The organism is Saccharopolyspora hirsuta, assembly GCF_008630535.1.
Taxonomy (GTDB): domain Bacteria; phylum Actinomycetota; class Actinomycetes; order Mycobacteriales; family Pseudonocardiaceae; genus Saccharopolyspora; species Saccharopolyspora hirsuta.
The window spans coordinates 93,128-118,812 of sequence record NZ_VWPH01000001.1 but is presented as its reverse complement, the minus strand read 5'-3'; the positions used below and the strand labels follow the sequence as shown (position 1 = coordinate 118,812).

At 69.7% G+C, this 25,685-nt stretch carries 21 protein-coding genes; 4 read left to right on the top strand and 17 right to left on the bottom strand.

All coding sequences use genetic code 11. The annotated features are described in order from the left end of the window. Positions 1–454 precede the first annotated feature (454 nt). Positions 455–739, bottom strand: a complete 285-nt coding sequence (locus F1721_RS00525) for a WhiB family transcriptional regulator (protein ID WP_150064501.1) — start codon at positions 737–739, stop codon at positions 455–457. 210 nt (positions 740–949) lie between these two features. Between F1721_RS00525 and tal the strand changes: the two genes are divergently transcribed. After that, positions 950–2,053, top strand: coding sequence for a transaldolase (tal, locus tag F1721_RS00520; protein WP_150064500.1), 1,104 nt, complete (start codon positions 950–952; stop codon positions 2,051–2,053). Positions 2,054–2,091: 38 nt separating this feature from the next. Here tal and F1721_RS00515 read toward each other — a convergent pair whose 3' ends face one another. Then, positions 2,092–2,880 (bottom strand): IclR family transcriptional regulator, encoded by a 789-nt coding sequence (locus tag F1721_RS00515; RefSeq protein ID WP_246153955.1) that lies wholly within the window; start codon positions 2,878–2,880, stop codon positions 2,092–2,094. A 148-nt stretch (positions 2,881–3,028) separates the two neighbouring features. Here F1721_RS00515 and F1721_RS00510 point away from each other — a divergent pair, with 148 nt between their 5' ends. After that, positions 3,029–3,835, top strand: coding sequence for a maleate cis-trans isomerase family protein (locus tag F1721_RS00510; protein ID WP_150064499.1), 807 nt, complete (start codon positions 3,029–3,031; stop codon positions 3,833–3,835). A gap of 25 nt (positions 3,836–3,860) precedes the next feature. After that, complete coding sequence (locus F1721_RS00505; protein ID WP_150064498.1) at positions 3,861–5,177, top strand: SLC13 family permease; 1,317 nt, start codon at positions 3,861–3,863, stop codon at positions 5,175–5,177. 166 nt (positions 5,178–5,343) lie between these two features. On the opposite strand, the gene F1721_RS00500 is transcribed toward F1721_RS00505, so the two are convergent. The 7 genes from F1721_RS00500 to F1721_RS00470 are packed head-to-tail and all read right to left on the bottom strand — an operon-like array spanning position 5,344 to position 13,175. After that, entirely contained in the window at positions 5,344–6,264 is a 921-nt protein-coding gene (locus F1721_RS00500) for a sugar phosphate isomerase/epimerase family protein (protein WP_150064497.1), read from the bottom strand. Further along, positions 6,261–7,331, bottom strand: a complete 1,071-nt coding sequence (locus F1721_RS00495; RefSeq protein ID WP_150064496.1) for a Gfo/Idh/MocA family protein — start codon at positions 7,329–7,331, stop codon at positions 6,261–6,263. Before F1721_RS00495 ends, F1721_RS00500 begins: the two co-directional genes overlap by 4 nt. Before the next feature lie 51 nt (positions 7,332–7,382). Next, positions 7,383–8,381: an ABC transporter permease gene (locus tag F1721_RS00490; RefSeq protein WP_150064495.1), complete on the bottom strand. Its 999-nt coding sequence runs from the start codon at positions 8,379–8,381 to the stop codon at positions 7,383–7,385. A 7-nt stretch (positions 8,382–8,388) separates the two neighbouring features. After that, positions 8,389–9,912 (bottom strand): sugar ABC transporter ATP-binding protein, encoded by a 1,524-nt coding sequence (locus F1721_RS00485; RefSeq protein WP_150064494.1) that lies wholly within the window; start codon positions 9,910–9,912, stop codon positions 8,389–8,391. Position 9,913: 1 nt separating this feature from the next. Next, positions 9,914–11,104: a levoglucosan dehydrogenase gene (locus tag F1721_RS00480; protein WP_150064493.1), complete on the bottom strand. Its 1,191-nt coding sequence runs from the start codon at positions 11,102–11,104 to the stop codon at positions 9,914–9,916. Positions 11,105–11,159: 55 nt separating this feature from the next. Further along, the gene (locus F1721_RS00475; protein ID WP_150064492.1) at positions 11,160–12,311 is read right to left on the bottom strand and encodes a substrate-binding domain-containing protein; all 1,152 of its coding nucleotides are present in this window, start codon (positions 12,309–12,311) and stop codon (positions 11,160–11,162) included. A gap of 42 nt (positions 12,312–12,353) precedes the next feature. Continuing rightward, positions 12,354–13,175 (bottom strand): sugar phosphate isomerase/epimerase family protein, encoded by an 822-nt coding sequence (locus F1721_RS00470; protein WP_246153954.1) that lies wholly within the window; start codon positions 13,173–13,175, stop codon positions 12,354–12,356. A gap of 106 nt (positions 13,176–13,281) precedes the next feature. Between F1721_RS00470 and F1721_RS00465 the strand changes: the two genes are divergently transcribed. Beyond that, the gene (locus F1721_RS00465; protein ID WP_150064491.1) at positions 13,282–14,574 is read left to right on the top strand and encodes an ROK family protein; all 1,293 of its coding nucleotides are present in this window, start codon (positions 13,282–13,284) and stop codon (positions 14,572–14,574) included. Positions 14,575–14,652: 78 nt separating this feature from the next. On the opposite strand, the gene F1721_RS00460 is transcribed toward F1721_RS00465, so the two are convergent. From F1721_RS00460 to F1721_RS00425, 8 genes are all read right to left on the bottom strand, one after another. Beyond that, a complete protein-coding gene (locus F1721_RS00460; protein WP_150064490.1) occupies positions 14,653–15,993 on the bottom strand; it encodes an MFS transporter in 1,341 nt (446 codons plus the stop codon). 68 nt (positions 15,994–16,061) lie between these two features. After that, positions 16,062–17,447 carry a UbiD family decarboxylase gene (locus F1721_RS00455; protein WP_150064489.1) on the bottom strand — a complete coding sequence of 462 codons (1,386 nt, stop codon included), beginning with the start codon at positions 17,445–17,447 and terminating at the stop codon, positions 16,062–16,064. Continuing rightward, positions 17,444–18,826 carry a sodium:solute symporter family protein gene (locus F1721_RS00450; RefSeq protein WP_211840265.1) on the bottom strand — a complete coding sequence of 461 codons (1,383 nt, stop codon included), beginning with the start codon at positions 18,824–18,826 and terminating at the stop codon, positions 17,444–17,446. The genes F1721_RS00455 and F1721_RS00450 overlap by 4 nt, the downstream gene beginning before the upstream one ends. 127 nt (positions 18,827–18,953) lie before the next feature. Further along, complete coding sequence (locus F1721_RS00445) at positions 18,954–20,339, bottom strand: aldehyde dehydrogenase family protein (RefSeq protein WP_150064487.1); 1,386 nt, start codon at positions 20,337–20,339, stop codon at positions 18,954–18,956. Continuing rightward, positions 20,339–21,562 (bottom strand): xanthine dehydrogenase family Fe-S subunit, encoded by a 1,224-nt coding sequence (locus tag F1721_RS00440; RefSeq protein ID WP_150064486.1) that lies wholly within the window; start codon positions 21,560–21,562, stop codon positions 20,339–20,341. Before F1721_RS00440 ends, F1721_RS00445 begins: the two co-directional genes overlap by 1 nt. Beyond that, positions 21,559–22,446 (bottom strand): FAD binding domain-containing protein, encoded by an 888-nt coding sequence (locus tag F1721_RS00435; protein ID WP_150064485.1) that lies wholly within the window; start codon positions 22,444–22,446, stop codon positions 21,559–21,561. Before F1721_RS00435 ends, F1721_RS00440 begins: the two co-directional genes overlap by 4 nt. Positions 22,447–22,454: 8 nt before the next feature. Next, positions 22,455–23,234: an enoyl-CoA hydratase/isomerase family protein gene (locus tag F1721_RS00430; RefSeq protein WP_150064484.1), complete on the bottom strand. Its 780-nt coding sequence runs from the start codon at positions 23,232–23,234 to the stop codon at positions 22,455–22,457. A 4-nt stretch (positions 23,235–23,238) separates the two neighbouring features. Beyond that, positions 23,239–25,683 (bottom strand): xanthine dehydrogenase family protein molybdopterin-binding subunit, encoded by a 2,445-nt coding sequence (locus F1721_RS00425; protein ID WP_150064483.1) that lies wholly within the window; start codon positions 25,681–25,683, stop codon positions 23,239–23,241. Positions 25,684–25,685: the final 2 nt, after the last annotated feature.

Genomic DNA, 25,685 nt, shown 5'->3' with positions numbered 1-25,685 from the left:
GTGCAGGACGGTGCCCGCCAGCGCACAGGCCACCACCAGCGGCGGCGCAGCACCTCACCTCCGGCGGTCCCCGCCTTTTCGATCTCCGACGAACTCCCGGAAGACCTCCGGACCGCTGGGGCCGGTGCGCAAGAGGCCCGGCGGGCCCGATCGCTGCTTCGGGACCGCGCGACGCGCGGACAGCCTCGCGGTGATGCGGCGCGCCGCACCTCTCAGCTTCCTGGCGTGGTACATCCGGACGAACCTCCTCCACGTCGTCCCGGTCGGGGTCGCGGCCCTCGGCTACCCGACCGCACCGGGGCTTCAACCCCAGGCCGCTGCCGCCGAGCCCGGCGCTTCGCCTGCGAGGTACGTCACGGTCTGGTACTGCATCTCGACCTGCGGCCCACGCACCGCTTCCGCCGTGCAGACCACCTGTGTCAGCAGGTGATCACGTGCGCAGGTGCTTCCGGTGTCACGCCACGCGGCCCCGGTCGATCAGTTCGCGCCGCTCCCGCTCACCCAGGCCACCCCAGATGCCGTACGGTTCGCGGGCCTTCAGCGCGTGCTCGCGGCACTGCCGCACCACCGGGCACCGCGCGCAGATCAGCTTGGCCTGCTCCTCGCGGTCGTCGCGCGCGGTGCCGCGTTCGTTCTCCGGGTGGAAGAACCGGCTGACGCTCACGTCCCGGCAGGCGGCGTGGAGCTGCCAGTGCCAGGCCTCGCTGACGGGCTTGGGCAGACGAGAGGTCGCGGCCACGTGCTCTCACTCCTCCTCTTCGTCGATGTTCACCGGCCGCCCAGCGCGCTACCCAGTACCTCGCCGACGCACACCCCCGTCTTCGCCCAGATCGATCCCGCCCTCAGATGTTCACCGGATCGGCCCAGGTGCCACCGGTGCGCAGCGGCCGGGTGTGACCGCCGGATCTTCCGGGTAGACCGCTGGACACGGCTCGCACGGGAGGGCGCCATGAGGACACCGCTGCACGCGTTGGCCGAGCACGGGCAGAGCGCCTGGGTCGACTACCTGTCCAGGAAGTTCATCCGCGACGGCGACCTGGCCCGCCTCGTCGAGCGGGGCCTGGCCGGGGTGACGTCCAACCCGACGATCTTCCAAGGCGCCATCGCGGAGGGGGACTACTACGACGATCAGCTCCGCGACCTGCTGGCCGCGGAATCCGATCCCAAGGAGATCTTCCTGGCCGTCGCGCGCGAGGACATCCGGGACGCGTGCGACACCCTCCGCGAGGTCTTCGACCGCGATCAGGACAACCTCGGCGGATGGGTGTCCCTCGAAGTCGACCCGAACCTGGCGAACGACACCCGGGCCACCATCGCCGAGGTCTCGCGGCTGCACCAGCTGATCGACCGGCCGAACCTGTTCGTGAAGATCCCCGGCACGCGGGCCGGGCTGCCCGCCATCGAGGAGTCCATCGCCAGCGGGATTCCGGTCAACGTCACGCTGCTGTTCTCCCTGGACCGGCACCGCGCCGCGGGCGAGGCCTACCTGCGGGGGTTGCGGCGGCTCCGGGACAACGGCGGCGACCTGCGATCGGTCGCCTCGGTGGCGTCGTTCTTCGTGTCGCGCGTCGACACCGAAGCCGACCGCCGGCTCGACGCCATCGGCGGGCACCAGGAGCTCAAGGGCACCCTGGCCATCGCCAACGCCAAACTCGCCTACCAGGGCTACAAGGAGCTGTTCGCGGGTGCCGAGTGGGAGGAGCTAGCAGCCGCCGGTGCGACCCCGCAGCGCTGCCTGTGGGCTTCGACCTCGACGAAGAACCCGCAGTACCGCGATGTGCGCTACGTCGAGCAGCTCATCGGACCGCAGACCGTGAACACCATGACGCGGCAGACCCTGGACGACTTCCAGGACCACGGCCACGTCGCGGACACCCTGGAGCAGGATGTCGACCAGGCGCGCGGCCTGCTCGACCAGTTCGCCGCCGTCGGCATCGACTACGACGACGTCACCGCGGTGCTGGAGCGCGAAGGCGTGGACAAGTTCGCCACATCGTTCCAGCAGTTGCTCGACGAGATCACGCACAAGCGCGACCAGCTGATCCGAACCTGACCCCGCGCGGGTTCCGTGTGAGGCAGTCGGCCTGGTGCTCAGGCGGGATGGATCTTGCTCGGCCGATACCCGAGTGCGGTGCTGGCGTCCTGCCCGGCCGCGACGACCAGGGGCGCGATCTTGTCGACATCGTCCTCGGTGACCCGCTGCGTCGGCGCTCCGATTCCGAGCACCGCCGCCAACTCGCCAGCGTGGTCGAACACCGGCGCGCTGATCGAGCCGACGCCTTCGTGCCGCTCCTCGAAGGACGCCGCGTAGCCCTGGGCCCTGGCGAGCTCGACCTGCGCGTCCAACACGTCGATGTCGGTCGGCGTGTGCGCCGTGTACCTCGACAGCCCTTCCCTGACCACGTCCGCGCGCGCTGCGGGGTCATGGGCCAGGAAGACCTTGCCCGGGGCACCGGCGTGCAGCGGCATCACCATGCCGACTTTGAACAGACGCATCACGATGTGACGCGTTTCCGCCACGGCGATCACCGTTCTGAACGCGCCGTCGCGCACGTAGAGGCACGCGGTCTCGCCGGTCTCGTCGCACAACCGCTGCAGCACCGGCTTCGTTCGCTGCACGATGTCGAGCCCGAACGTGCCGGGTGCCGCGAGCTGCACCAGCGTCAGCCCGATCCGGTAGCGGTCCCCGGAGCGGTCCAGGAAGCCCTCGCGCACGAGATTGTGGACCAAGCGCTGGCACGTGCTCTGATTCAGCCCGCTGAGCTGCACGATCTCACGCAGGCTCGGTTCAGGGGCCGACACGGAGAAGCAGTCGAGGATCCGCTTGATCTTCTCGAGCACCAGCAGCGGCGGAGTGCCTGGACCTCGCTCGGTCACCACCGCGCACCCCTCTCGGAAAGTCTGGAACCGGCGCGCTCACGCCGTGGTCTTGACATGGACTATAGCAATTCACATTATGAGTCACTAACTCACGATGTGATGATCGTGAGGGGTCGGAGCCCCTGGCCCGCGACGAATGAGGAGAACCATGACCACTCAGCACCGCGCCTGCGACAGCGACTCCCCGGCGAAGCTGCCCGGGGTCTCCCGGATCGGGCTGATCGTGCCGAGCTCGAACACCACGATGGAGACCGAACTGCCCGAGCTGTTCCGCAGGCAGGCAGCCGCGACGGGCCACGTCTACACCTTCCACTCCGCGCGCGCCGGCATGCGGACGGTCAACAAGGAAGAGCTGGCGGCCATGGTCGGGAAGGCCGCCGACTGCGCGGTCGCGGTCTCCGACGCCCAACCGGACGTCATCGCCTACGCCTGCCTGGTCGCGGTCATGGCCCAGGGCCCTGGAGCGCACCGAGAGTCCGAGCAGATCATCGCCGACGCGGCCAGGAACAACGGCAACCCCGCCCAGGTCGTCAGCAGCGCTGGCGCGCTGGTCCGCTCACTGACCGAGATCGGCGCGAAGAAGGCCGTCATGGTCACCCCGTACATGCGTCCGCTCACCGCGACGGTGCGCCAGTACATCGAGAGCGAGGGCATCGAGATCCTCGACGACATCAGCCTCGAGGTCGAGAACAACGTGGCGGTCGGCCGGCTGGATCCGGAGAAGCTGCCCGCCATCGCCGGCGACCTGCGGCGCGAAGGCGCTGACGCGGTGATCTTGTCCGCCTGCGTGCAGATGCCCTCGCTCGCCGCCGTCCAGCGCGCGGAGGACGAGCTCGAACTGCCGGTGATCACCGCGGCGACGGCCACGACCCGCGAGATCCTGAAGGCGCTGGGCCACCAACCGGCCATTCCGGGCGCCGGGAGCCTGCTCGCAGGTCCGAACTCCGCTCTCTGAACTCGTCCACTCCGAAAGGACAACGATGTCCCTTGCGGCTGCTTCCTTCCTGATCTTGGTGGCCGCGTTCCTCGTGGGCGCGGTCACCAACATCAACGCCGGTCTCATCGCCATCGTCGCGACCTTCGGGGTCGGGCTGCTGCTGACCGACCTCGACACCGACACCATCGTGGGCGTCTTCCCCGCCGACCTGTTCTTCATCCTGGTCGGCGCCACCCTGCTGTTCTCGATCGTCCGCGTCACCGGGACGATCGACATGCTCGCCGCGTGGGCTGAACGGCTCACGGCCGGGCGGCGCACTCTCGTGCCGGTCATCATGTTCGCCCTGACCGCGCTGCTGGCGACCGCCGGAGCGTTCACGCCCGCGGCGGTCGCGATCGTCGCTCCGGTCGCGCTCGCACTCGGGCGGCGCTTCGGAATCAGCACGCTCGCGATGGGCCTGGTCATCGTCCAGGGCGCCAACGCGGGGGCCTTCTCACCGGTCAACCCCTTCGGCGTGGTGGCGAACGAGATGCTCGACGCGGCCGGTGCCGCAGACGGCTCCCTGCAGCTCTACCTCTACTGCTTCGCCTTCAACGCGTTCCTCGCGGTGGTCGGCTACGCCGCCGTCCAGGCGTGGACCGTCCGGCGACGCGCGAAGCGCGGAGGTCCGGCCGCGGACGACCACCCAGTCGTCGACGACCCCGGACTCTCCGGTGGCGGCACCGCAGTCGCGACGCGGGCCGAGCCGGTGGCGGCCGCCGAGGTCACCCCCATGCGGTTGACGGTCCTCGGTGGTGTCGCAGCGCTGCTGCTGCTGACGTTGGTGCTGGACCTGGACGTCGGGGTCTCCGCACTGGTGATCTCGCTGGCCCTCATCGCGTTGCGGCCCAGCATCCAGAAGCCGGCCATCGAGGGACTTCCGTGGTCGGCGGTGCTGCTCGTCACGGGCATCGTCATGTACGTCGGCCTGCTGAAGGAGATCGGCGCGATCGACGCGCTGGGCAACGCCATCGAGGGGGCGGGTGCCAGCTCGACGGCGACCCTGGCCACCAGCTACGTCGTCGGCGTCCTGTCCGCTTTCGCCTCCACGACCGGCACTCTCGGAGCGATCAGCCCGGTCGTGGTGCCGCTGGCCGCGGACCCGGCGCTGGGCGCCATCAGCGTCATCACCACGATCGCGATCGCCTCGTCCGTGGTGGACGTCAGTCCTATGTCGACGAGCGGTGCCCTGCTGCTCGCGAGCGCGGAGCCCAAGAACGAGAAGCCGTTCTTCCGCATGCTCCTGATCTGGGCCATCGCGATGATCGCCGTCGTCCCCGGTCTCGCGTGGCTGGTCTTCGTCCAGCTCGGCATCGGCTGATCGCGCGCTCGCCTCTCGGCACGCTGCCCCCTGTTGCACGATCACAACGTGAAGTGGGGCGTGGTGGTCTTCTCGGCCACCACGCCCCACTTCACGTTGTTGATTCGGTTGACACCTGAGCGGTGATCAGGGACAACCCTGTCGGCCCGAACCGGACCGCCTCACGTCAGGCCACGATGAGGGGGCGGAGGGTCCGGTGGGCGATGTCCAGCCCGGTGTCGACCTTGTCGGGCGCGCCTCCCCAGATCGGGTCTTCGTGCTCCACGGAGAGCACTCCGTCGAAGCCGCCCTCGTAGAGGGCGTCGACGACCTTGCGCCAGTCGACGTCGCCGAGTCCGGGGACCCGGTAGCGCCACCAGCCGGTGTCCCAGGGGTCGGTGCGGTTGACGGCCTTGCCGGGATATCCGTAGCGGTTCCGGCGTTCCGGGAACAGTTCGATGTCCTTGGCTTGGGCGTGCGGGATGCGGTCGACGTAGGGGCGCAGCGCGGCCACCGGGTCGATGCCCATCCAGACGAGGTGGGAGGGGTCGTAGTTGAGGTAGAGCCCCAGGGAGAACATCCACTCCCAGAGCTCCGGAGAATAGGCGAGGTTCCCGGGGTAACCGTCGGGGTGCCAGCCCTCCATCACGCAGTTCTCGATGACCAGCTTGACGCCGCGTTCCCCCGCTCGTTCCACCAGCGGTCGGAAGGTGCGCTCGGCTTCGCGGAGGTTGTCCGCGACGGTCTTGCCGGGGTCGCGGCCGATGAAGGTGCCCACCGTGGGGCACCCGAGGAGTCCGGCGGCGTCGATGCACGCGGCGACGTGGCCGTTGATGGCTTTGCGCTCCGCCGGATCGGGGTGGAGGTTGTTGTCGTAGTAGGCCACCGAGGACAACGTCAGGCCGTTGTTGTCGAACAGCTCGTTGATCTGGTCGGCGTCGGCGTGACCGAACTGTTCCACGGCGAGGTGGCTGGCGGTGAACGGGCGGTCGCCCAGGCTCGGCCAGGCCGCGACTTCCAGGGCTTCGAAGCGGCGGTCGGCAGCCCACTCGACGATGTCTTCCAGGCGGCGTTCGGGCATGCAGGCGGTGAGAAAGCCGAGTTTCATCGTGGTACCTCCACCCAGGTCTTGGTGTCTGCGGACTCGAGGACGGCCTGCGTGAGCGCGGCGGCGCGCAGCCCGTCGTCGAAGGTGGGCAGGCCGTCCGGGGCGTCGTTGCCGATCGCGGCGTAGGTGTCGCGGACGAAGGCGTTGAAGCAGTCCTGGTACCCCTGGGGATGTCCGGACGGGAGCGCGGAATACCGCGCGGCGTCGGGGCCTTCGGACGCGCTTCCCCGGTGGAGCACCTGGTTGTGGGATTCGCCGCCGACCCACAGCGTGTCGGGCTGTTCCTGGTTGAACGAGTAGGCGGCGGTCTCACCGTCGACGGAGAACCACAGGCGGTTCTTCCGTCCTTGGCTGACCTGGCTGATCACGGCGGAACCGGCGGCACCGCGGTCGGTTTCGAACAGCAGCACCGCCGCGTCCTCGCCGTCGGCGTCGGAAGACGGCGTTGCCGCGGTGCTGGCGGTGAGCCGGTCGATGCGGTGGCCGGTGGTGAACTCGATCAGGTCGCACCAGTGGATGCCGATGTCGGCGAACGCGCGGGAGGCCCCTCCGAGGGAGGCGTCGGAGCGCCAGTTCCCCGCACCGGCGGGGGCCATCCAGTCCTGGAGGTAAGAGCCGTGGATCAGCCGCAGCGCGCCAGCTTCGCCCGCGGCGATGCGAGCGCGCGCTTCCCTGACCGAGGGGTAGAAGCGGTAGACGAACGGGACAGCGGTGATCGCAGAGGAATCGCGGGCGGCGTCGGCGAGTTGGCGCGCCTCGGCCTCAGTGGTGGCCAGGGGCTTCTCGCAGACGACGTGCTTCCCCGCCTCCAGTGCGGCCAGGGCTTGCCGAGCGTGCAGTGCGTTGGGCGTGCAGACGTGGACGACGTCCACGTCGTCAGCGTGGATGAGGTCGTCGGCGCTGGCCACGGCCCGGCGGGCGCCGACCTCGCTCGCCGCCTGCGCGGAGCGTTCGGGTGTCGAGGCCGAGACGGCGGTGATGGTGGCGCCCGCGGCGCGGATGGCGTGGGCGTGGACGCTGCCCATGAATCCGGCTCCGAGCAGGCCGGCGCGCAGCTGGTCAGTCATGTCGTGATCTCCGTTGGTTCCGGGCGAGCTGCGGCATCGCCTGGGCGGGCGTTACTTCCGTCGGGTCAGCGCGACGGCGATGATGATGATGGCGCCGCGGACGACCTGCTGTTGGCTGACGTCGAGGCCGGCGAGGACGAGGCCGTTGTTGATGACCCCGACGAGCAGGGAGCCGAAGAGAGCTCGCACGACGCTGCCGTTGCCGCCGAACAGGCTGGTGCCGCCGAGGATGACGGCCGCGATCACCGACAGCTCATCGCCGTCGCCCCACTGGTAGCGGCCGGATTCCAGCCGTCCGGCGTAGAGCATTCCGGCGACGCTGGCGGCGACTGCGGACAGCATCATGACGCTGAAGGTGATCCGCCGGGTGTTGACGCCGGTGAAGGCGGCGGCCACGGGATTGCCGCCGGTGGCCAGCACCTGGCGGCCGAAGCGCGTCTTGGACAGCACGACCGCGCCAACGGCGACGAACGCGACCGTCCACACCAGCAGCGACGGGACCGGCCCGATGTTGCCCCCGCCGAAGATGCTGTTGAAGCTGTCGTTGAGGATCGGCACCGGTCCGGAGTTGCTGATCCACTGCGCGACACCGAGGGCGATGCCCATCATGGCCAGCGTGACGAGGAAGGACGGGATCCCGAAGAAGGTCACCAGTCCCCCGTTGATCGCGCCGACCACGACCCCGACGGCGAGTCCGGCGAGCACGCCGATCAGCGTGTTCCCGCTGGACATGGCCATGGCGGCGACGACGCTGGCCAGGCCCGCCACGGACCCGACCGACAGATCGATCTGGGCGGCGGCGATCACGAAGGTGACCGCGACGGCCATCACCGAGATCATCGCGGTCTGCCGGAAGATGTTGAGCAGGTTGACGGAGGTGAGGAATCCGTCGTCGGCCAGCAGGACCGCGAACAGCGCGAAGACGACGGCGAAACCGACGAAGATCGCGTAGTTGCGCCAGTCGACGCCGCGCAGCGCGCTGGTCAGGCCCGTCGCGCCCGAAGCTGGCTCCGCCCGGGTGGTGCCTGGGGATGGGGTCTGCAGGGACATGGCGGCATCAGACTCCTTGGATGGCGAGTTGCAGGGATTCCTCGTCGGCGATGCCAGCGCGGTCGAGGCCCGCAGCGACGGTGCCGTGCCGCAGCACGACGATGCGGTCGCTGATGGCCAGCAGTTCCGGCAGTTCGGAGGAGATGACGATGATCCCCTTGCCCTCGTCTGCCAGACCGCGGATGAGTTCGATGATCTCCTGTTTGGTGCCCACGTCGACCCCGGCGGTCGGTTCGTCGAGGATGAGCAGGTCCGGGTCGGTGGCCAGCCACTTGGCGATGACGACCTTCTGCTGGTTGCCACCGGAGAGCAGCCGGACCGGTCGGCTGACCGAGGCCGCGCGGATCTGGAGCTTGTCGACGAGGGCGGCAACCGTGCTGGTCCCACGCCCGTCGTCGACGAACGGGCCCCGCTTCAACCCGTCGAGCAGCGGCAGGAGGAGGTTGTCGCGGATCGAGTGGTCCAGGACCAGGCCCTGCAGCCTGCGGTCTTCGGGCACCATCGCTATGCCCTGGTCGATCGCGGCAGCCGGCGAGGTGATCTCGCGACGCCGACCGTGCAGCAGGATCTCGCCCGACTCCAGCTTGTCCACGCCGAACAGGCAGCGTGCGACCTCGGTGCGGCCGCTTCCCATCAGCCCGGCCAGCCCGACGATCTCGCCGCGGTGCACCTCCAGCGACACGTCGCTCACGCCGGTCGCCGACCGCAGGTTCCGCGCCTCCAGGAGCGGGGCACCTGCGCGGTCGACCTCGCGCGGCTGCCACTGAAGAGCGTTCTCCACGGTGCGGCCGACGATAGCTTCGACGATCTGCTCGGGGGACAGCCGGGACAGCTCGTCGGTGAGCACGCGCGTCCCGTCGCGCAGGACCGTGATCCGGTCCGCGATGCGGTAGACCTCCTCCATCCGGTGGCTGATGTAGATGATGGAGATGCCGCGCTGGGTGAGCCGCGAGATGAGCGCGAACAGCGCGTCGACCTCGTCCTTGGCCAGGCTGGCCGTCGGCTCGTCCATGATCAGCACGCTGGCCTGCTGGGCCAGGGCTTTCGCGATCTCGGTCAACTGCCAGGCCCCGGTGGGCAGGGAGCCGACCTGCGCCGCCGGGTCCAGGTCCACACCCATGTCGGCCAGCAACGCCCGTGCTCGCTCGACGGCTTCGCGGTCGTCGATCAGCCCGCGCCGCCTCGGCTCGTAGTTGAGGAAGATGTTCTGCGCCACGGTCAGCGTGGGAACCAGGCTGAACTCCTGGAACACCATGCCGATTCCGGCCGCGCGCGCGTCCTTGGTGGACGAGAGCTGCAGTCGGCGCCCCCGGAGGTGGATCTCCCCGGAATCCGGCCGGTGCACGCCTTGCAGGATCTTCATCAGCGTGGACTTCCCCGCGCCGTTCTCACCTGCCAGCGCGTGCACCTCGCACGGCGCCACCTCGAAGTCCACGCCGCGCAGGACGGACAGGCCGTTGAAGGACTTGTGGATCCCGCGCAGCTCGACGGCCGGTGCTTCGCCCCCCGTGGACTCGGCGTCTGCGGACATCTCAGCCTCGCCCGGGCGTCGTTTCCAGCGGCGGCACGCTGACCCAGGACTCGGTCGCCGACGACTCGAGGATGGCGTCCGAGATCCGCGCGATCTGGTAGCCGTCGCCGAAGTCCGGGCTGACAGCCTCCTGGCCGACGATGGCCTGGAACAGGTCGTGGCACTCGATGATCTTGGTCTCGCCGTAGCCGATGCCCAGCGCCGGGATCGGCCAGAGGGCCTCGCCGTAGGGGTGCGGGGCTCCGGTGTAGACGGTGCGGAAACCCTTGCGGTCGGCGCCGTCGGAGGCAAAGCACACCTGCAGCTCATCGCGGCGTTCGTAGTTGAACACGATCGACCCTTCGGTGCCGTGCAGCTCGAAGGTCAGGAAGTTGTTCCTGCCGTGGCCGTTGCGGGTGGCTTCCAGCGACCCGATCGCCCCGTTGGAGAACCGCAACATCGTGATCATCTCGTCGTCGACGTCGACCGGCCCGCGCGGTGCGTCGCCCGCGGAGCGTCCGGTGCCGAGCTGATCGGCACCGCCTGCGGACAGCGGCCGCTCGGGGACCCAGGTCTTGAGCATCGCGTTGACCCCGCTGATCTCGCCGACGAGGTAGCGCGCGAGGTCGATCACGTGCGTGCCGATGTCGCCGACCGCCCCGGATCCGGCGATCTCGCGCTGGAACCGCCAGGACAGCGGCGATTCCGGATCGGCCGACCAGTCCTGCAGGTAGGTGCCGCGGAAGCTGATGAGCTCACCGATCGCGCCCTCGTCGATGTAGCGCTTGGCCAGGGCCACAGCGGGCGTGCGGCGGTAGTTGAACGCGACCATGTGCACCACACCGGCGTCGCGCACGGCCTCGTACATCGTCCGCGCTTCCTCGGCGGTGCGCGCGAGGGGCTTCTCGCAGATGATGTGCTTGCCCGCCGCGGCCGCGGCCCGCGCGATCTCCGCGTGCATGTGGTTGGGGGTGGCGATGTCGACGACCTCGACGTCCGGGTGCTCGACGACCCGCTTCCAGTCGGCCGTGGACTCGTCGAACCCGTAGCGCTGGGCACCTTCGGCCGCGGCTTCCTCGGTGACGTCGCAGATGATCTTGCGGTGCGGAACGGCAGGTGCGGGCCAGAAGAACATCGGCATGGCGGCGTAGGCCAAGGAGTGGGCCTTGCCCATGAATCCGGCGCCGATGAGGCCGACGTTGATGGTGCGCATGTCGTGGAGTCCTTTCACTGGTGCCCGGGTTTCCGGGTGGGAGGCTGTTCTGCGCTCAGCGGTGCAGCCACTGCTGCACCTCCGGTGGCGCGTCGCTGCGGTACACCTCGCGCCACGCCTGGGCGAGGTTGTCCCGGGTGACGGCCAGCGGGGCCAGAGCGACGAATGGCGGGGCCGGTTTGCCGATCAGGCCGTAGGCCCCGAGCGTGGCTTCGGTGACGCCCTGGTCGTACGGTCGTTGCGCCCCCAGGCCGGTGATGTTGCGCTTCCGGGCCATGGCGATCGCGACGTTCTTGCCCAGGTCCTGGGTGGTGATGACCAGGTCGGGGCGCTCGCTGGACCGGGCGGCGGAGACGATGCCCTCGGTCGGGATGTCCCACACCCCCCAGATCCCGGCGAGATCCGGGTGCTTGGACACCATGGCGTTGGCGGCCACCAGCGACTGGCCGGCGTAGTCAGGTCCGGAGAAGCCCTTCTCCTCGACGATCTGGATCCCGGGGTAGTGGCGTTTGATCGTCGAGGTGAAGCCGTCGTAGCGGCGCTGGGTCACCAGGTAGTCGGACTGGTAGAAGACCACGCCGATCTTCCCGCGCCCGCCCAGCGCATCGGCCATGAGGTGCGCGGAGACGACCCCGTTGCCGAAGTTGTCCGCGGAGACCACCGACACGTATCCCGCGCCCGGCTTCATGTCCTTCGGGACGTTGTCCATGAACACCAGGTGCACGCCCTCGTCGGCGGCCTTCTGGAACGCCTTGGCGGTGGCGACCCCGTCGGTGGGGATGGACACCAGGATGTCGGGGTGCTTGGCCATGATGGTCTCGATGTCCGAGACCTGCTTCTCGGGCTTCCGGTTGGCGTCGGTGACCGCGATGACCTCGATCCCGAGGGCGTCGAACTGCTTCTGCAGCCCGGCGAGCTGGGCCGCGGTCCAGTCGTCGCCGGTGTAGTGCATCGAGATCGCGGCCGTCGCCTTCCGGGACCGGACCTTCGCGACCTCTTCCGGGGTCAGGGTGATGTCGCTGGCCAGCGCGGGATCTTCCCCGTACGGGCCCTTGCTCAGCACCTGCCCGCGCATGCTCTCCAGCGAGGCCGCCGCGGCCCGGTCACCGCGCACCGGAACGTCGGAGTCGGTGTAGGCGCACCCGCTCGCGGCGATCAGCGCGGCGCACAGCAGAGCTGCGGCGGACAAGTAGCGGCGTCGTTGCATCGCTTCTCCATGGGTGATGCGGCCTGTCCTGGCCCGGAACGGTCAGCCGAGCAGCTCGTCGAGGTAGGCCTTGCTGATCTCAGCCGCTGCGCGGGGATCGCCGTCGTAGGAGTCGAGCTCGACCATCAGCCAGTCGTCGTACCCGGCCTCGCGAACGGCGCTCACGACGTCGGCGAGGTCGAGATCGCCGTGTCCCAGCGGGAGGAACGTGACCGGGTCCGGGCGGAAGTCCTTGAGGTGGACGAACCGCACGCGATCCGGGTAGCTGCGCACGAGCTCGCCGGGGTTGCCGCCACCGGCGGCGAGGTGGGCCGTGTCCGGGCAGAACCCGATCCGCGACCGGCTCAGGACCTCCTCGATCTCGTCCGGGTTCTCCACGATCGTGCCGAGGTGCGGGTGGTAGCTCGCGGTCAGCCCCCTGGCCTCCGCGATCTCGACGACCTGGTCCAGCGCGTCACCGAGCCGGTCGTAGTCGCCCCGCGCGGTTCCGGCCGCGCGCCGGGCACCGCCGCCCACGACGAGGTGGCTCGCCCCGAACTCCGCGGCGAGATCCGCCGACCTCGTCACCTTGCTCATCTCGTCGGGCAGGGCATCGGCGTAGATGAAGTTCGCCCCGGTGTACACGCTGACCAGTTCCAGGCCGCTGGCGGCGAGCATCCCGCGCAGCACCTCCGGCTCGTCCGCGTAGTCCGCGACGTTGCCCTCGAACATCTCGACGCCCTCGTACCCGGCCGAGCCGATGTCCCGGATCGCTTCGGCCATCGACCCGTTCGCGCGGTAGTACAGGTCCTTCGCACTGGTGACGCCGGCGGCCTCGCCGACGACGCCGCCCCAGGTGATCGAGTGGTAACCGAGCCGCATCATTGCCTCCCGAACGGCCGCGTTCTGCTCATGTCGGCCAATCTTCTATTCACGATGTGCAGAAGTCAACATTCCGCACACATAAGTCTGCTTCTGGCAAGATGAAGACGTGTCTGAACCACGTCCCAGCTCCGACCACAACGGCACCCGCCCGGAGGACTTCCGGCACCTCGTCACCGTCCTCGATCTGGTGCGTTCCGGCAGAGCAACGACTCGCCCCGAGCTGACCAGGCGCTCCGGGCTCGGGCGCACCGTGATCAACCAGCGGGTGGCCCAGCTCGCCCGCCACGGGCTGGTCGAGGAGGGAGACCTCGCCCAGTCCACGGGAGGGCGCGCCGCCCGGCAGCTGCGCTTCCGAGCGGACGGCGGACTCGTGCTGGTCGCCGAGCTGGGGGCGACCAGCCTGACCATCGGAGCGACCAACCTGGCCGGCGAGGTGGTCGAGTTCCACGACGAGACCTGCGACATCGCCGACGGCCCGGACGCCGTGCTCGGCCGGGTCGAGGCGCTGTTCCACGAGATCCTCGACAAGATCGGGGCGCGCTCGGCCGACGTCTGGGGCATCGGGATCGGCCTGCCCGGCCCGGTCGAGTTCGCCACCGGACGCCCCATCGCACCGCCGATAATGCCCGGCTGGGACGGCTACCCCGTCCGCGACCGGCTCGGCGGCGCCTTCGACGCTCCCGTGTGGGTGGACAACGAGGTGAACCTGATGGCGCTCGGGGAAGTGCGCGCCGGGTCAGGAAGCCAGCACGACGACATCCTCTACGTCAAGATCGGCACGGGAATAGGAGCCGGGCTGGTCTCCGGCGGACGCCTGCACCGCGGTCGCCAGGGGTGCGCTGGCGACATCGGGCACGCCGCGGTCCTCGACGACGAGTCGATCGTCTGCCGGTGCGGCAACACCGGCTGCCTCGAAGCCGTCGCCGCCGGCGCAGCCCTCGCCCGCGACGGCACGCGTGCGGCCGAGACCGGCCGCAGCTCGGTGCTCGCGGAAGCGCTCCGCGACCGTGGGCGCATCGAAGCCTCGGACGTCGTCCACGCGGCCACCCGCGGCGATCGCACGGCCGTGGAGCTGCTCGTCACCGCCGCGCACCACATCGGCACGTTGCTGGCAACCCTGGTCAGCTTCTACAACCCGTCGCTGGTCATCATCGGCGGCGGCGTCGCCAAGGCGGGGGACCTGCTGCTGGCCACCATCCGGCAGAACGTCTACCAGCGCTCCCTCCCCCTGGCCACCCGGGAACTCCGCATCGAGCAGTCCACCCTCCACGACCGCGCCGGACTCACCGGAGCGGCATTCATGGTCCTCGACGAACTGTTCACCCCCGCCCGCCTCGCCCAATGGCTCCACGCCACCACACCCCACGGCATCCCGGCGCTGGCCGATACCACCGCTTGAGCTCGCGGCACCCGGCGAAGCACGGCAGCCCCAGCAGCGCTGGGGCTGCCCGTCTCGCGTGCGACGACCGCGGCACTCTCATTCGACTGCGGGGTGAAGCGCCTTTCTCTCGGTCTCCTCGGCGTTCATGGCGCCACGGGTCTCCGGGCTCAGCGCTCCCGCGACGATGAAGACCAGGACCATCACGAACAGGAACACCATGAGCCGACCGGGCACGTCGGCCAGCTCCGGGCTGGCGAGGTTGACGAAGCTCGGCATCAGACCACCGATCATGAAGCCGAGGTTCCAGCAGATCGCGGTTCCCCGCCCTCGCAGCGCCGTCGGATAGCGCTCGTTGAGGAACACCAGGACCGGGGCGTAGGCGGCGTTGGCGAAGAAGGCCAGGGCCGATGCGCAGAACATGATCAGGCCGGTGTTCGCCGGATCGGCGCTCGTGATCAGCCACACCAGCAAGGGCAGAGCGACGAGGTTGAACGAGCCGATCACCAGCATCGTGCGTCGGCGGCCGAAGTGCTCGCTGAGCTCCCCCGCCGCAACCGCGGCAACGATCACGCCCAGGCTCGAGACCAGCAGGATCGTGCCCTGAGCGCTCTGGGCAACACCGCTGACCTTGCCCAGCAGCGTCGGGAGGAAACCGGAGGTCAGGTAGTACTGCGAACCGGCGCCGGCGACCAGCACCAGGTTCAGCACGAGCATCCCTCCCCTGCCGCCCCGGGCCAGGTCGGTGAAGCGCGTCTTCGGACCGGGAGCCTTCTGCTGCGCCTTCCACAGCGGCGATTCCTCGACCCCGCGCAGCACGAAGAAGCTGATCAGCGCCGCCGCGAGCCCGGTGAAGAACATGACGCGCCACCCCCAGACGTTGAACTGCTCGCCCGGGAAGATCGTGCTGACCAGGATGAAGACGCCGCTGGCCAGAGCGGCACCGATGCCCGCGCCGCCGCCACCGATCAGCCCGGACATCAGTCCTCGCCAGCGCTGCCCGACGCTTTCGGTGCCCAGGGTGTGCGTCGCGGCGACGACGCCGCCGACGAACACGCCCTGCACCAGGCGCAGCGCCAGGAACAGCAGCGGTGCGGCGATACCGGCGGCGGCGTAGGTCGGCACCGCGCCCATCGCCGCGGTGGACAACCCCACCCCGGCCAGCACGATCACCATCGTCTGCTTGCGCCCGTTGCGGTCGGCGACCGCGCCGAAGATCGCGGCTCCGGCCGGACGGAGCAGCACGCTGACGGCGAACGAGGCGTAGACCGCAGCAAGGCTCAAGGTCGGGCTCTCCACCGGGAAGATCAGATCGCCGACGGTGCTGGCGACGTAGAGCAGGATGAACAGATCGAACAGGTCGAACGCCCACCCCGCCACCGAGGCGAAACTCGCGTACAGCGTGGCTCTTCTGGACAGTCCCGTGTTCGTCGTGGACATGTCCACCTCCTCGTCGAGGTCTGCTGGTGTGGTGTTGCGGTGAGAACTTCGGGCGGCCTCGGCGCGGGTCAGGGTGCGGAGCGCCAGTTCGCCGGCGCGGACGTCACTGCGCGCTCCAGGTCGATCTCCTCGGCCCCCGGCACGCGGATCCTGGTGAACCGGTCTTCGTCGTCGACGGGTGGAATCGTCGCGTCGAGCCCCATCTTCGCCCCAACACCGTCCGTTGTGGACGGATCGAGCCGCGATCCCTGCGCACCACCGACGAGCACCAGATCGCGGTCGGCCTGGAAGCGGGTGGCGACGGCCCACTCCACCTCGTCGGGGTCGAAGAGGTCCACGTCGGAGTCGACCACCGTCACGTGCTTGATGTCGTAGTGCGCGCCCAGCGCCGCGAGGATCAGGTTCTTCACCTCGCCGGGTTCGGGGTCGCTGACCTGCACGTAGAGGTGGTAGCGGCACACACCGCCGCGCGGCAGGTGCACGGCCCGAACGCACTGGAAGTTCTGCCTCAGGTGCGCCAGGAAGGAGCCTTCCCGCGGAATGCACCCCAGCAGCAGGTGTTCCAACCCGCCGCCGACGATGGTGTGGTAGATCGGGTCACGGCGATGCGTCATCGCGTCGATGCGCACCACGTGGCGATCGGCGCGAGGACCGTAGTACTGGGGGAACTCGCCGAACGGCCCCTCCGGCTCCCGGACGTCGGCGAGCAGCCTGCCCTCCAGCACGATCTCCGCGTCGGCAGGAACCCGGACCTCGTTGGTGACCGCCTTGGTGACCGGCAGCGGGCTGCCGCGCAGCGCTCCGGCGATCTCCAGCTCGTCGTGGTCGATCGGTACCGCCGCTTGCGAGGACATCAAGGTGAGCGGGTCGACGCCGATGGCGATCGCCACCTCCAGGTCCGCCCCAGCCGCTTCGGCCTGTCCGAAGAACGCGGCCGTGTGCCTGGGCAGCAGGAGGACCCCGAGCCGGTTCGGCCCGCTGACCTGCAGCCGGTGGATGGAGACGTTCTGGAGCCCGGTCGCCGGATTGCGCGCGATGAGCAGTCCTGCGGTGATGTACGGGCCGTGGTCGTGCTCGTTGTGCGTGGGAACGGGCAGCGAGCCGAGATCGACCTCGCGGAACACCTCCTCCTGGCACGGGGCGTGCTCGACCTCGGTCCACGGAACGGGGTTCTCGCAGGCCTGCTGGAAGCGGTCGACGAGTTCGGCCTCGGCGACCCCGAGGGCTTCCGCCATCCACTCGCGGCGTGACAGCAGCCCGGACACGACGGTGATGTCCTTCCCGCCGGGCTTTCCGAAGAGCACCGCGCGGTCACCATCGAGCCGCTGGGCGATGCCGGGCAGCTCGAACCGGAGGTCCGCTCCTGGCCTGGCCGCGGCGAGACGTCCGGTCGCCTGCAGGTGGTCCAGCCAGCCGCGCAGGTCAGCGCCGAGAGGTGGGGCGTTGTTCGTCATATCTTCTCCCTGGTGACCGCCGGGCCGGTCTTCGACCGGGCTGGTGCGAGGTGGGTGCAGGTCATGACCAGCAGGGGCGTCGCGACCGCGATGTAGGCGTTGTCGATCCCGAAGGGGTCACCGAGCAGGAACCAGCCGATGGTGGTCGGCAGCGCGAGCACGATCGCCCAGAACGCACCGGCCCTCGTGCCGTAGCGGGGCGCGTAGAACATCAGCAGCACCAGGACTGCCAGTGCCGCCCGCAGCGATTTGGCCAGGAAGGTCACGGTGAGCACATCGGTGGCGAACAGCGCCAGCGCGATCGGCACCAAGCCGGTCACCACCGTCGCCACCCGGAGGAACAGCACGTCGCGGCGGTCGTCCCCGGCGGCGTTGAAGTGCGGCTGGTAGAAGTCCTTGAGCAGCAGCGTGGAGGCGCCGATGACCAGGGCTGCGATGGTTCCGAACATCGCCCCGGCGAGCCCGGCGACGACGATCCCGGCCAGAACCGGGTCGATGTCCACGGCGAACGCGGGCATGGCCTGGATGCTCTCGATGTGCGGGTAGACCACCGCGCTGCACATTCCGATGAACGCGGCGAGCAGACCGTAGGGAACCAGGATGAGCGCCGAGTAGAACCCGGCTCGCTGCGCGCGGTGCGCGTTGCCCGCGGTGGTGATCGCCTGCACGACGTACTGGGTCGCGAAGATGGCCCCGACACCGGCGATCAGCCACGCGAAGATCTGACCGAAACCCACTCCGTGCCAGGAGAACATCGTCGGCGGCAGCGCTGCCCGCAGCCCGTTCACGCCTCCTGCGCGCTCGGCGCCCACGACGGCGAGGATGATTACCCCGGCCATCTTCACGATCGCATGCACGACGTTGGTGTAGACGACCGATCGCATGCCGCCCACCACCACGTAGAGCGTGGCGAGCACACCGACCAGGAGAACTGCCAGGTCGTGGTCGATGCCGAGGAGTCCGCTCAGGATCGCGCCACCGCTGGCGTAGACCGAGACGGCGACGATCAGCAAGGAGCAGACCATGATCATCGATGTGGCGGTGCGCACCCGCCTCCCGTAGTAGCGGTCGAGCGCACCGGAGATCGTGTTCTCCCCCAGCTCGCTGAACTTGCGCGCCAGCAGGAAGGCGAAGAGCACGAACCCGATTCCCAGCGAGACGATGTTCCACGCGGCCGAGATACCAGACCTGTAGGCCTCCTGCGCGGTTCCGATGCTGGCGCTGGTCCCGATGAACTCGGATGCGAGCAGGAATCCGATGAGGACGGCGGGAAAGCTCCTGCCGCCGCTGGTGAAACCCGATGCCGTGCGTGTTGATCGCCCGGCGGCGAAGCTGATCAGAGCCAGCAGCGCTATGTAGCCCGCGACGATGAGAACCACTAACCAACCTGATTGCAAGGGAACCCTCCCACACCGCTCCGCTGCGGCCAGAGAAACTACGGGCGAAGTTAGACCGGTGCGAATGGACCAGCCAGAACCTGCTGCGCATAGCTCCTATTGACTCGGGTTATAGCCCGACCGGGAAGTGCACGTGCTTGAGTTCGGTGAACTGCTCGACGCCCTCGATTCCCCGGGTGCGGCCCATGCCGGACATCCGCACGCCGCCGGAGGGCATTTCGGCGTAGGAGTGGTTGTACCCGTTCAGCCACACGGTTCCGGCCTGCAGCTCGCGCGCCACGGCGAAGCCGCGCGCGAGATCGCGCGTCCACACCGCTGCGGCAAGTCCGAAGGACGTGGCGTTGGCCAACTCGATCGCCGCTTCGTCGGAGTCGAAGACCTCCAGCGAGAGCAGCGGACCGAAGATGTCCTCCTGCACCACGGGTGATCGCGGATCCAGTTCGGACACGAGCACCGGGGTGAGGAAATGACCTGGCAGGCCGTCAGGTCGCACCTGGTGTCCGCCGACCAGGACGCGACCGTCCTCACGCGCGCGGTCGACGGCGGTGAGGACCTTGTTCATCGCGGCTTCGGATATCAGCGGACCGAGATCGGTGCTCTCGTCCCTCGGATCTCCCGGCGTCAAGGCGGCCATTCGTTCGCGCAGGAGCTTCTCAGCGTCCTTCGCGTGGTGTGCGTGCACGAGGATCCTGGTGCACGCCATGCACATCTGGCCGCTCGTGATCACAGCGGCACGGGCCGCCACCTCGACCGCGGCTTCCAGGTCGGCGTCTTCCAGCACGATCATCGAGGCCTTGCCGCCCAGCTCCAGCAGCGGCCTGGTCATGGTGGCGGCAGCGGCTCGCATGACCGCTTGCCCGGCCTCGGTCGATCCGGTGATCGCGACGGCTCTGGTGTCGGGGTGGGTGACGAGCGCAGCGCCGACGTCGGCGTCACCGGGGAGCACGTGGAGCGCTTCCCGCGGCACTCCGGCCCGGTGCCCGAGCGCGATCACGCGTCGGGTGATGTGCGTGGTCTGCGGGGCGGGCTTGACCAGCGCCGTCACTCCGGCGGCGAACGCCGGGGCCAGATCGCGCAGCAACAGCAGCACGGGCCAGTTCCACGGGGTGATGAACACCGTCGGGCCGACCGGTTCGCGCACCAGGTGCGCCTCGGTTCCGTCGGGCAGACCGGCGGCACGGCCCAGCGGGAGCCTGGCGAGGCCGGCGTTGAACTGCAGGGCATCGATCGCGCCCGCGACCTCCTTGTGCGCCTCACCGATGGGTTTCCCGGTTTCCCGCACCAGGTCGTCGGCGAGTTCCGAGCTGTGGTCGCCGAGCAGGTCGGCCCAGGCGTTCAAGGACTGCGCCCGGCGCCGGTGCTCTCGCGGCCACCCGGTGCGCATCGCGAGTGCCGCTTCCGACACCGCTTCGCCGATCTCGGCGTTCGTGGCTTGTTCCGCGGGTTCCAGAGGTTCGAGGGTCGCCGGGTTGACCGGCTGGATGGGCGCCTTCATCACTTCCCACCTCGGGAACGGCCGATTCGCTTGATCCGGTCCAGCAGGGTGCCGAGCACCATGCGGAGCGCGCTCGGCGCGGCGTGGGACTGCTGCGGTGCTTCTCCGGTGGTGGCGGCGTGGCGGACCGAGTCGGCGAACTGCTCGAACATGCGTCGGCTGATGTCGCCTGCCAGCGCTCGGCCGAACTGGGCGATGCGGCCGGTCAAGTGGACGGCCGCATCGGCGCGGAGTTCCGTCCCCGCAGCGGTCGCGCGGGCCCGGAGGGTGATGTCGGCCTGGGTTTGCGCCCCTCCGGTGTCCTGCCCCTGCGCGAGCACGCGGATCGTCCCGGTTTCCCGGTCCTGTTCGAGCACCCGGGCGATCCCGTGGAACGAGAGCTTGATGGGGCCGACCGCGACCCGTGCGCGTCCGGCGTAGAGCTGCTCGCCGAGCTCCTCGGTGAGCTCCGCGCCGGGGAGGCATCCCGCCAGCACGTGCACGTCGTCGAGCACGCGCCACACCTCGTCGAACGGCACGTCCAAGGCGGTGTCCACCTGCACCGCGATCGTCGGGTCTCCCTCGGGAAGCACGATCTCCACGTTCCTGGCCGGTTCGCCCGGAGGTTCTGCGCGCTCCTCGACGACCGTCGCCGACTGGCCGCCGGAGCGGCCGACCAGCGCCCGCCGGGCGCAGTTGCCCGGCTCGGGGATTCCCCCCGGGTGCGCGGCGCGGGTTTCGGAGACGGCGGTCAGGATGTTCCGGTACCCGGTGCAGCGGCAGATCACGCCGGACAGTTCCGCGGGGAGCTCCTCGTCGGTGACCTCGGGTTTGCTGCTGAGCAGGTCGTAGGAGCTGAGCAGGAAACCCGGGGTGCAGAAACCGCATTGCAGGGCGTGGTTCCGGCCGAAGGACTCCTGCAGCGGGTGCAGGTCGTCCGGACGCCCGAGCCCCTCGACGGTGACGATCTCAGAGCCGTCGAGCTGGCAGGCGAACAGCAGGCAGGCGCGGGCTGCTTCGCCGTCCACCAGCACGGTGCACATCCCGCAGACCCCGTGCTCGCACCCGACGTGGGTCCCGGACAGTCCCAGGTGGTCGCGCAACGCGTCCACCAGCGTGACGCGGGCGGGGAGGTTCAGCACCGCGGGTGTGCCGTTGACGGTGAACCGCACCTCGACGGTTTCACCGGCTTCGGCGCGGACCGGCCGAAGGCCCTCCTGCACGGGTTCTCGTGTGCTCGTCATGATTCCACCTCCGCTGTGCCGCGCACCGCACGGCGGTATGCCTTGGCCAGCTCCCGGGCCGCCAGCACGCGCAGGAGGCGTCGGCGGTAGCCGTTCGACGCGTGCACGTCGCCGTCGGTGTCGACGACCTCGCGCACCACGTCGTCGAGCGCACCGGCCAGCTCGGATTCGCCGCCACCGGCGGCGCGGACCAGGCTGGTCAGGTCACGGGTGACGGGCCGGTCGGAGACGCCGAAGGCCGTCATCGTCGCGGCGGACACGTCACCGGCGTCGTCGACGCGGACGTGCGCTGCCACTCCGGCCAACGCGAAGTCACCGTGCCTGCGCGCGATCTCCGCGAATCCGAAGCCCTCGCGCGGTCCGGCCAGGGGGAAGGAGACCGCGGCCAGGACGTCCTCCGGGCCCAGTGCGGTCGTCATCGCCCCGTCGAAGAACTCGCGGGCCCGAACGGCACGTTCGCCCTCGGGACCGACCAGTTTCAGCTCCGCGTCCAGGCAGCAGGCGACCGCCGGGAGCTCAGCGGCCGGATCGGCGTGCGCCAGGCTCCCGCACACCGTGCCCCGGCTGCGCAGTTCGCGGTGCCCGACCCAGGGCAGCGCGAGCCGCAGCAACGGCACCTGCGCGGACTCGGGCGCGTGCTCCACGCGGCGCTGCCGGACGGTGGCGCCGACCTCCAGCCGGTCGCCGACCGCCCGCAGCGCGTCGAGCCCGATGACGGCGTTGATGTCCACCAGGGTGGTCGGCCGCGCCAGCCGCATGGCCAGCACCGGCACCAGGGATTGCCCGCCGGCGATGACCTTGCCGCCTCCGTCGGCGTCGACGAGTTCGGCGACGGCGTCGGACAACGCCGCAGGGCGTGCGTACGCGAAAGGTGCGGCCTTCATCTAGCCCGTCACCGTCCCTGGAACTTCGGGGCGCGCTTCTCGTTGAACGCGGCCACGCCTTCGGCGAAGTCCTTGCTGGAGCGCAGCATCGCGTACGCCTTGCGCTCCAGCTCGATGCCGCTGTACAGCGGGGCGTCGACGCCGCGGTCGAGAACTTCCTTGGCGGTGCGCGCGGCCAGCGGGGAGAACCCGATCAGCTTGGTCACGAGCTGCTCCACCTTCTCGTCCAGCTGCGCTCGATCGGCGGCCAGATCGGCGACCAGTCCCCAGTCCTTGGCGTCGGCGGCGTTGATCCGGGACGCGGTCAGCACGTGGTACTTGGCGCGGGAGAGTCCGATCAGCCGAGCGAGACGTTGCGTTCCGCCCGAGCCCGGGATCATGCCGAGGTTCATCTCCGGCAGCGCGAACTGGCTGCGTTCGGTCGCCAGGCGGATGTCCGAGGACAGCGCGAGTTCGAACCCGACTCCGAAGCAGTAGCCGTCGACGGCGGTGATGACGACCTTGGCGCTGCGGGCGGGCGCGGTCACGTTGTGGCCGAGGTCGGTGAAGTCGATCGGGTCGACCTCCATGAACCCGGCGATGTCGCCGCCCGAGGAGAAGTGCTCACCCTCGCCTCGGACGACCACGACCTGGATGTCGTCGTCGGCGTCGATCTCGGCGAACCGGTCGGCCATGACCTGCCGGGTCTCCCAGGTGATGATGTTGTACTTGCCGTGGTCCAGCGTCAGGTACGCGACCCGGCCGTCGTGGCCGCGGGTCAGCTTGATCTCGCCTCCGGTGAGGGCCATGTCGTCAGTTCTCCCCTTCTGTTCCTTCGAGCACCGCGGTATCCGTTGTCGCCGCGGTGAGCAGGCGGTGGATCACGTCGCCGTGGATCGGCAGCGAGGTGATGTCGGCGCCGGACGGCGCGAGCGCGTCGGCGACCGCGTTGGCGATGGCCACCGGCAGGCTCATGCAGCTGCCCTCGCCGCAGCCCTTGGCGCCGAGGCGGGTCAGCGGCGAGGGCGTTTCCAGGTGGTCGCTGCGCAGCTCGTAGCCGACCTCCGCGGTGGTCGGGCACAAGTAGTCCATGAACGTCGCGGAGGTGGGCTGGCCGTTGTCGGAGTAGCGCATCTCCTCGTACATCGCGCCGCCGATGGCGTGCGCCAGCGCGCCGTGGACCTGCCCCTCCAGCAGCACCGGGTTCAGGATGGTGCCCGCGTCGTGCACTGTGGACACCAGCTCCAGGTCGACCTGGTAGGTCTGCGGGTCGATTCGGCAGACCACCAGCTCGGCGACGAAGCCGTAGCACAGGCTCGAGTTGATCTGATCGTCGCGGCTGGCGGCCTTGGCCTGCGGCGGCGTGAAGGCCGCTTCCTCGTACAACCGGGCCGAGGTTCCGTCCGGGAGGGAACCGGGATCCCAGTGCACCACGCCCGCGGCGTGGCGGAACTCCACCGCCTTCGAGTGGTCCTCGCGGTGCCGGATCCGCCCGTCGGCGAGTTCGAGCTCCTCCGGTTCCACTCCCAGCATCGACCCGGCCGCCGTCCGCATCGTGGTGGCGAGCCGGTCGCACGCCTCGACCAGCGCGCTGGTCAGCAGCGGGGCGAACCTCGACGAGTAGCTGCCGGAGCTGATCGTCCACGGTGTGGTGGCGGTGTCCATCTCCACCACCGGCCGGACCTTCTCCAGCGGCAGTCCGAGCCGGTCGGCCACGACCTGCTGCGCGACCGTGGCGTGCCCCTGGCCCTGCGGGACGGTGCCCAGCAGGACCGAGACGATCCCGTTGACGTCGACGCTGACCCGAACGTGCTCGGTGGACCCCGACTTGCCGCGTCCCGGCGGGCGTTCGTCGGCCGGAGTGGCCAGTCCCACGTACCCGATGTTGGTCGCCGACGGATCGACGATGGTGGCCAGCCCGATGCCGAAGTACTCGCCGCGCTCCCGCGCCTCCCGCTGGCGCTGCCGCAGCGCCGGGTAGTCGGCGTTCTTCAACGCCAGGGCCAGAGCCTGCGGGTAGTCACCCGAGTCGTAGATGCCGCCGGTCGCCGTCTGGTACGGGAACGCGTCGGCGGGCACCAGGTTGCGCTGGCGGATCTCCGCGACGTCGATCCCGCAGGTCGCGGCGATCTTGTCCATCATCCGCTCCAGCCCGAAGTAGAGCTGCTGGCCGCCGAAACCGCGGTTGAGCCCGGTCGGCGTCTTGTTGGTCACCACCGCGCGCGAGCGGATGTGCACGGCTTCGATGTCGTAGGCGCCGGTGAGGTTTCCGAAGCACCGGTAGAGCGTGCTCGGTTCCGGCGGGCGCAGGTACGCCCCGACGTTGTCGACCAGGTCCGCGCGCAACGCCTGGACCTTGCCTTCCGCGCTGACCGCGGCTTCGAAGCGCATCGCCCGGTCCGAGCCCGCCGAGCTGGCCAGCAGGTGTTCGCTGCGGTCCTCCGTCCAGCGCACCGGACGTCCGGCGTGCTTGCTGGCCAGCGCCATCAGCACCACGTAGGGGTAGATCCCGGCCTTGATGCCGAAGCTGCCGCCGTTGTCGGCCGGGATCATCAGCCGCACGCGGGAGGTCGGCACGCCCAGCGAGCCCGCGATCACCGGGACCATGGAGAACGGTCCGTGGAAGTTGGCCCAGGCGGTGATGGCCGGGCCGTCCACCTCGTCCTGCCAGTCGGCGATCACCGAGTAGCACTCCATCGGTGTCGACGAGTAGCGCGGGAACCGGTACTCGCCGCGGACGACGTGATCGGCTGCGGCGAACAGCTCGTCCACCGGACCGAAGTGGAACGTGCGGTCGGTGGCGACGTTGCTGTCGGCCGTCTCGTGCAGTCGCGGCGCCTCGGGGCGCATCGCGGCCTCGACGTCCACGACCGGCGGCAGCGGCTCGTAGTCCACGGCGACCAGCTCGGCGGCGTCCTCGGCGGCGTAGCGATCGGCGGCGACCACGACTGCGACGGGTTCGCCGACGAAGCGCGCCCGATCGGTCGCCGTCGGGTAGTACGGCATGGGCGTCTTCAGCGACAGCGGGAACGGGTTCAGCGCTTCCAGGACCTCGTCAGGTCCGATCACCGCCGCCACACCGGGGTGCGAGCGAGCACGGGTGAGGTCGACGCCGCGGATGCGGGCGTGCGGGTGCGGGCTGCGCACGATCGCCGCGGTCAACGTGCCCGGCAGCGGGTCGAGGTCGTCGAGGAACCGGCCGCGCCCGGTCAGCAGGGCGGGGTCCTCGATGCGTGCCGTGGTGCGTGCAGGCGTCATCG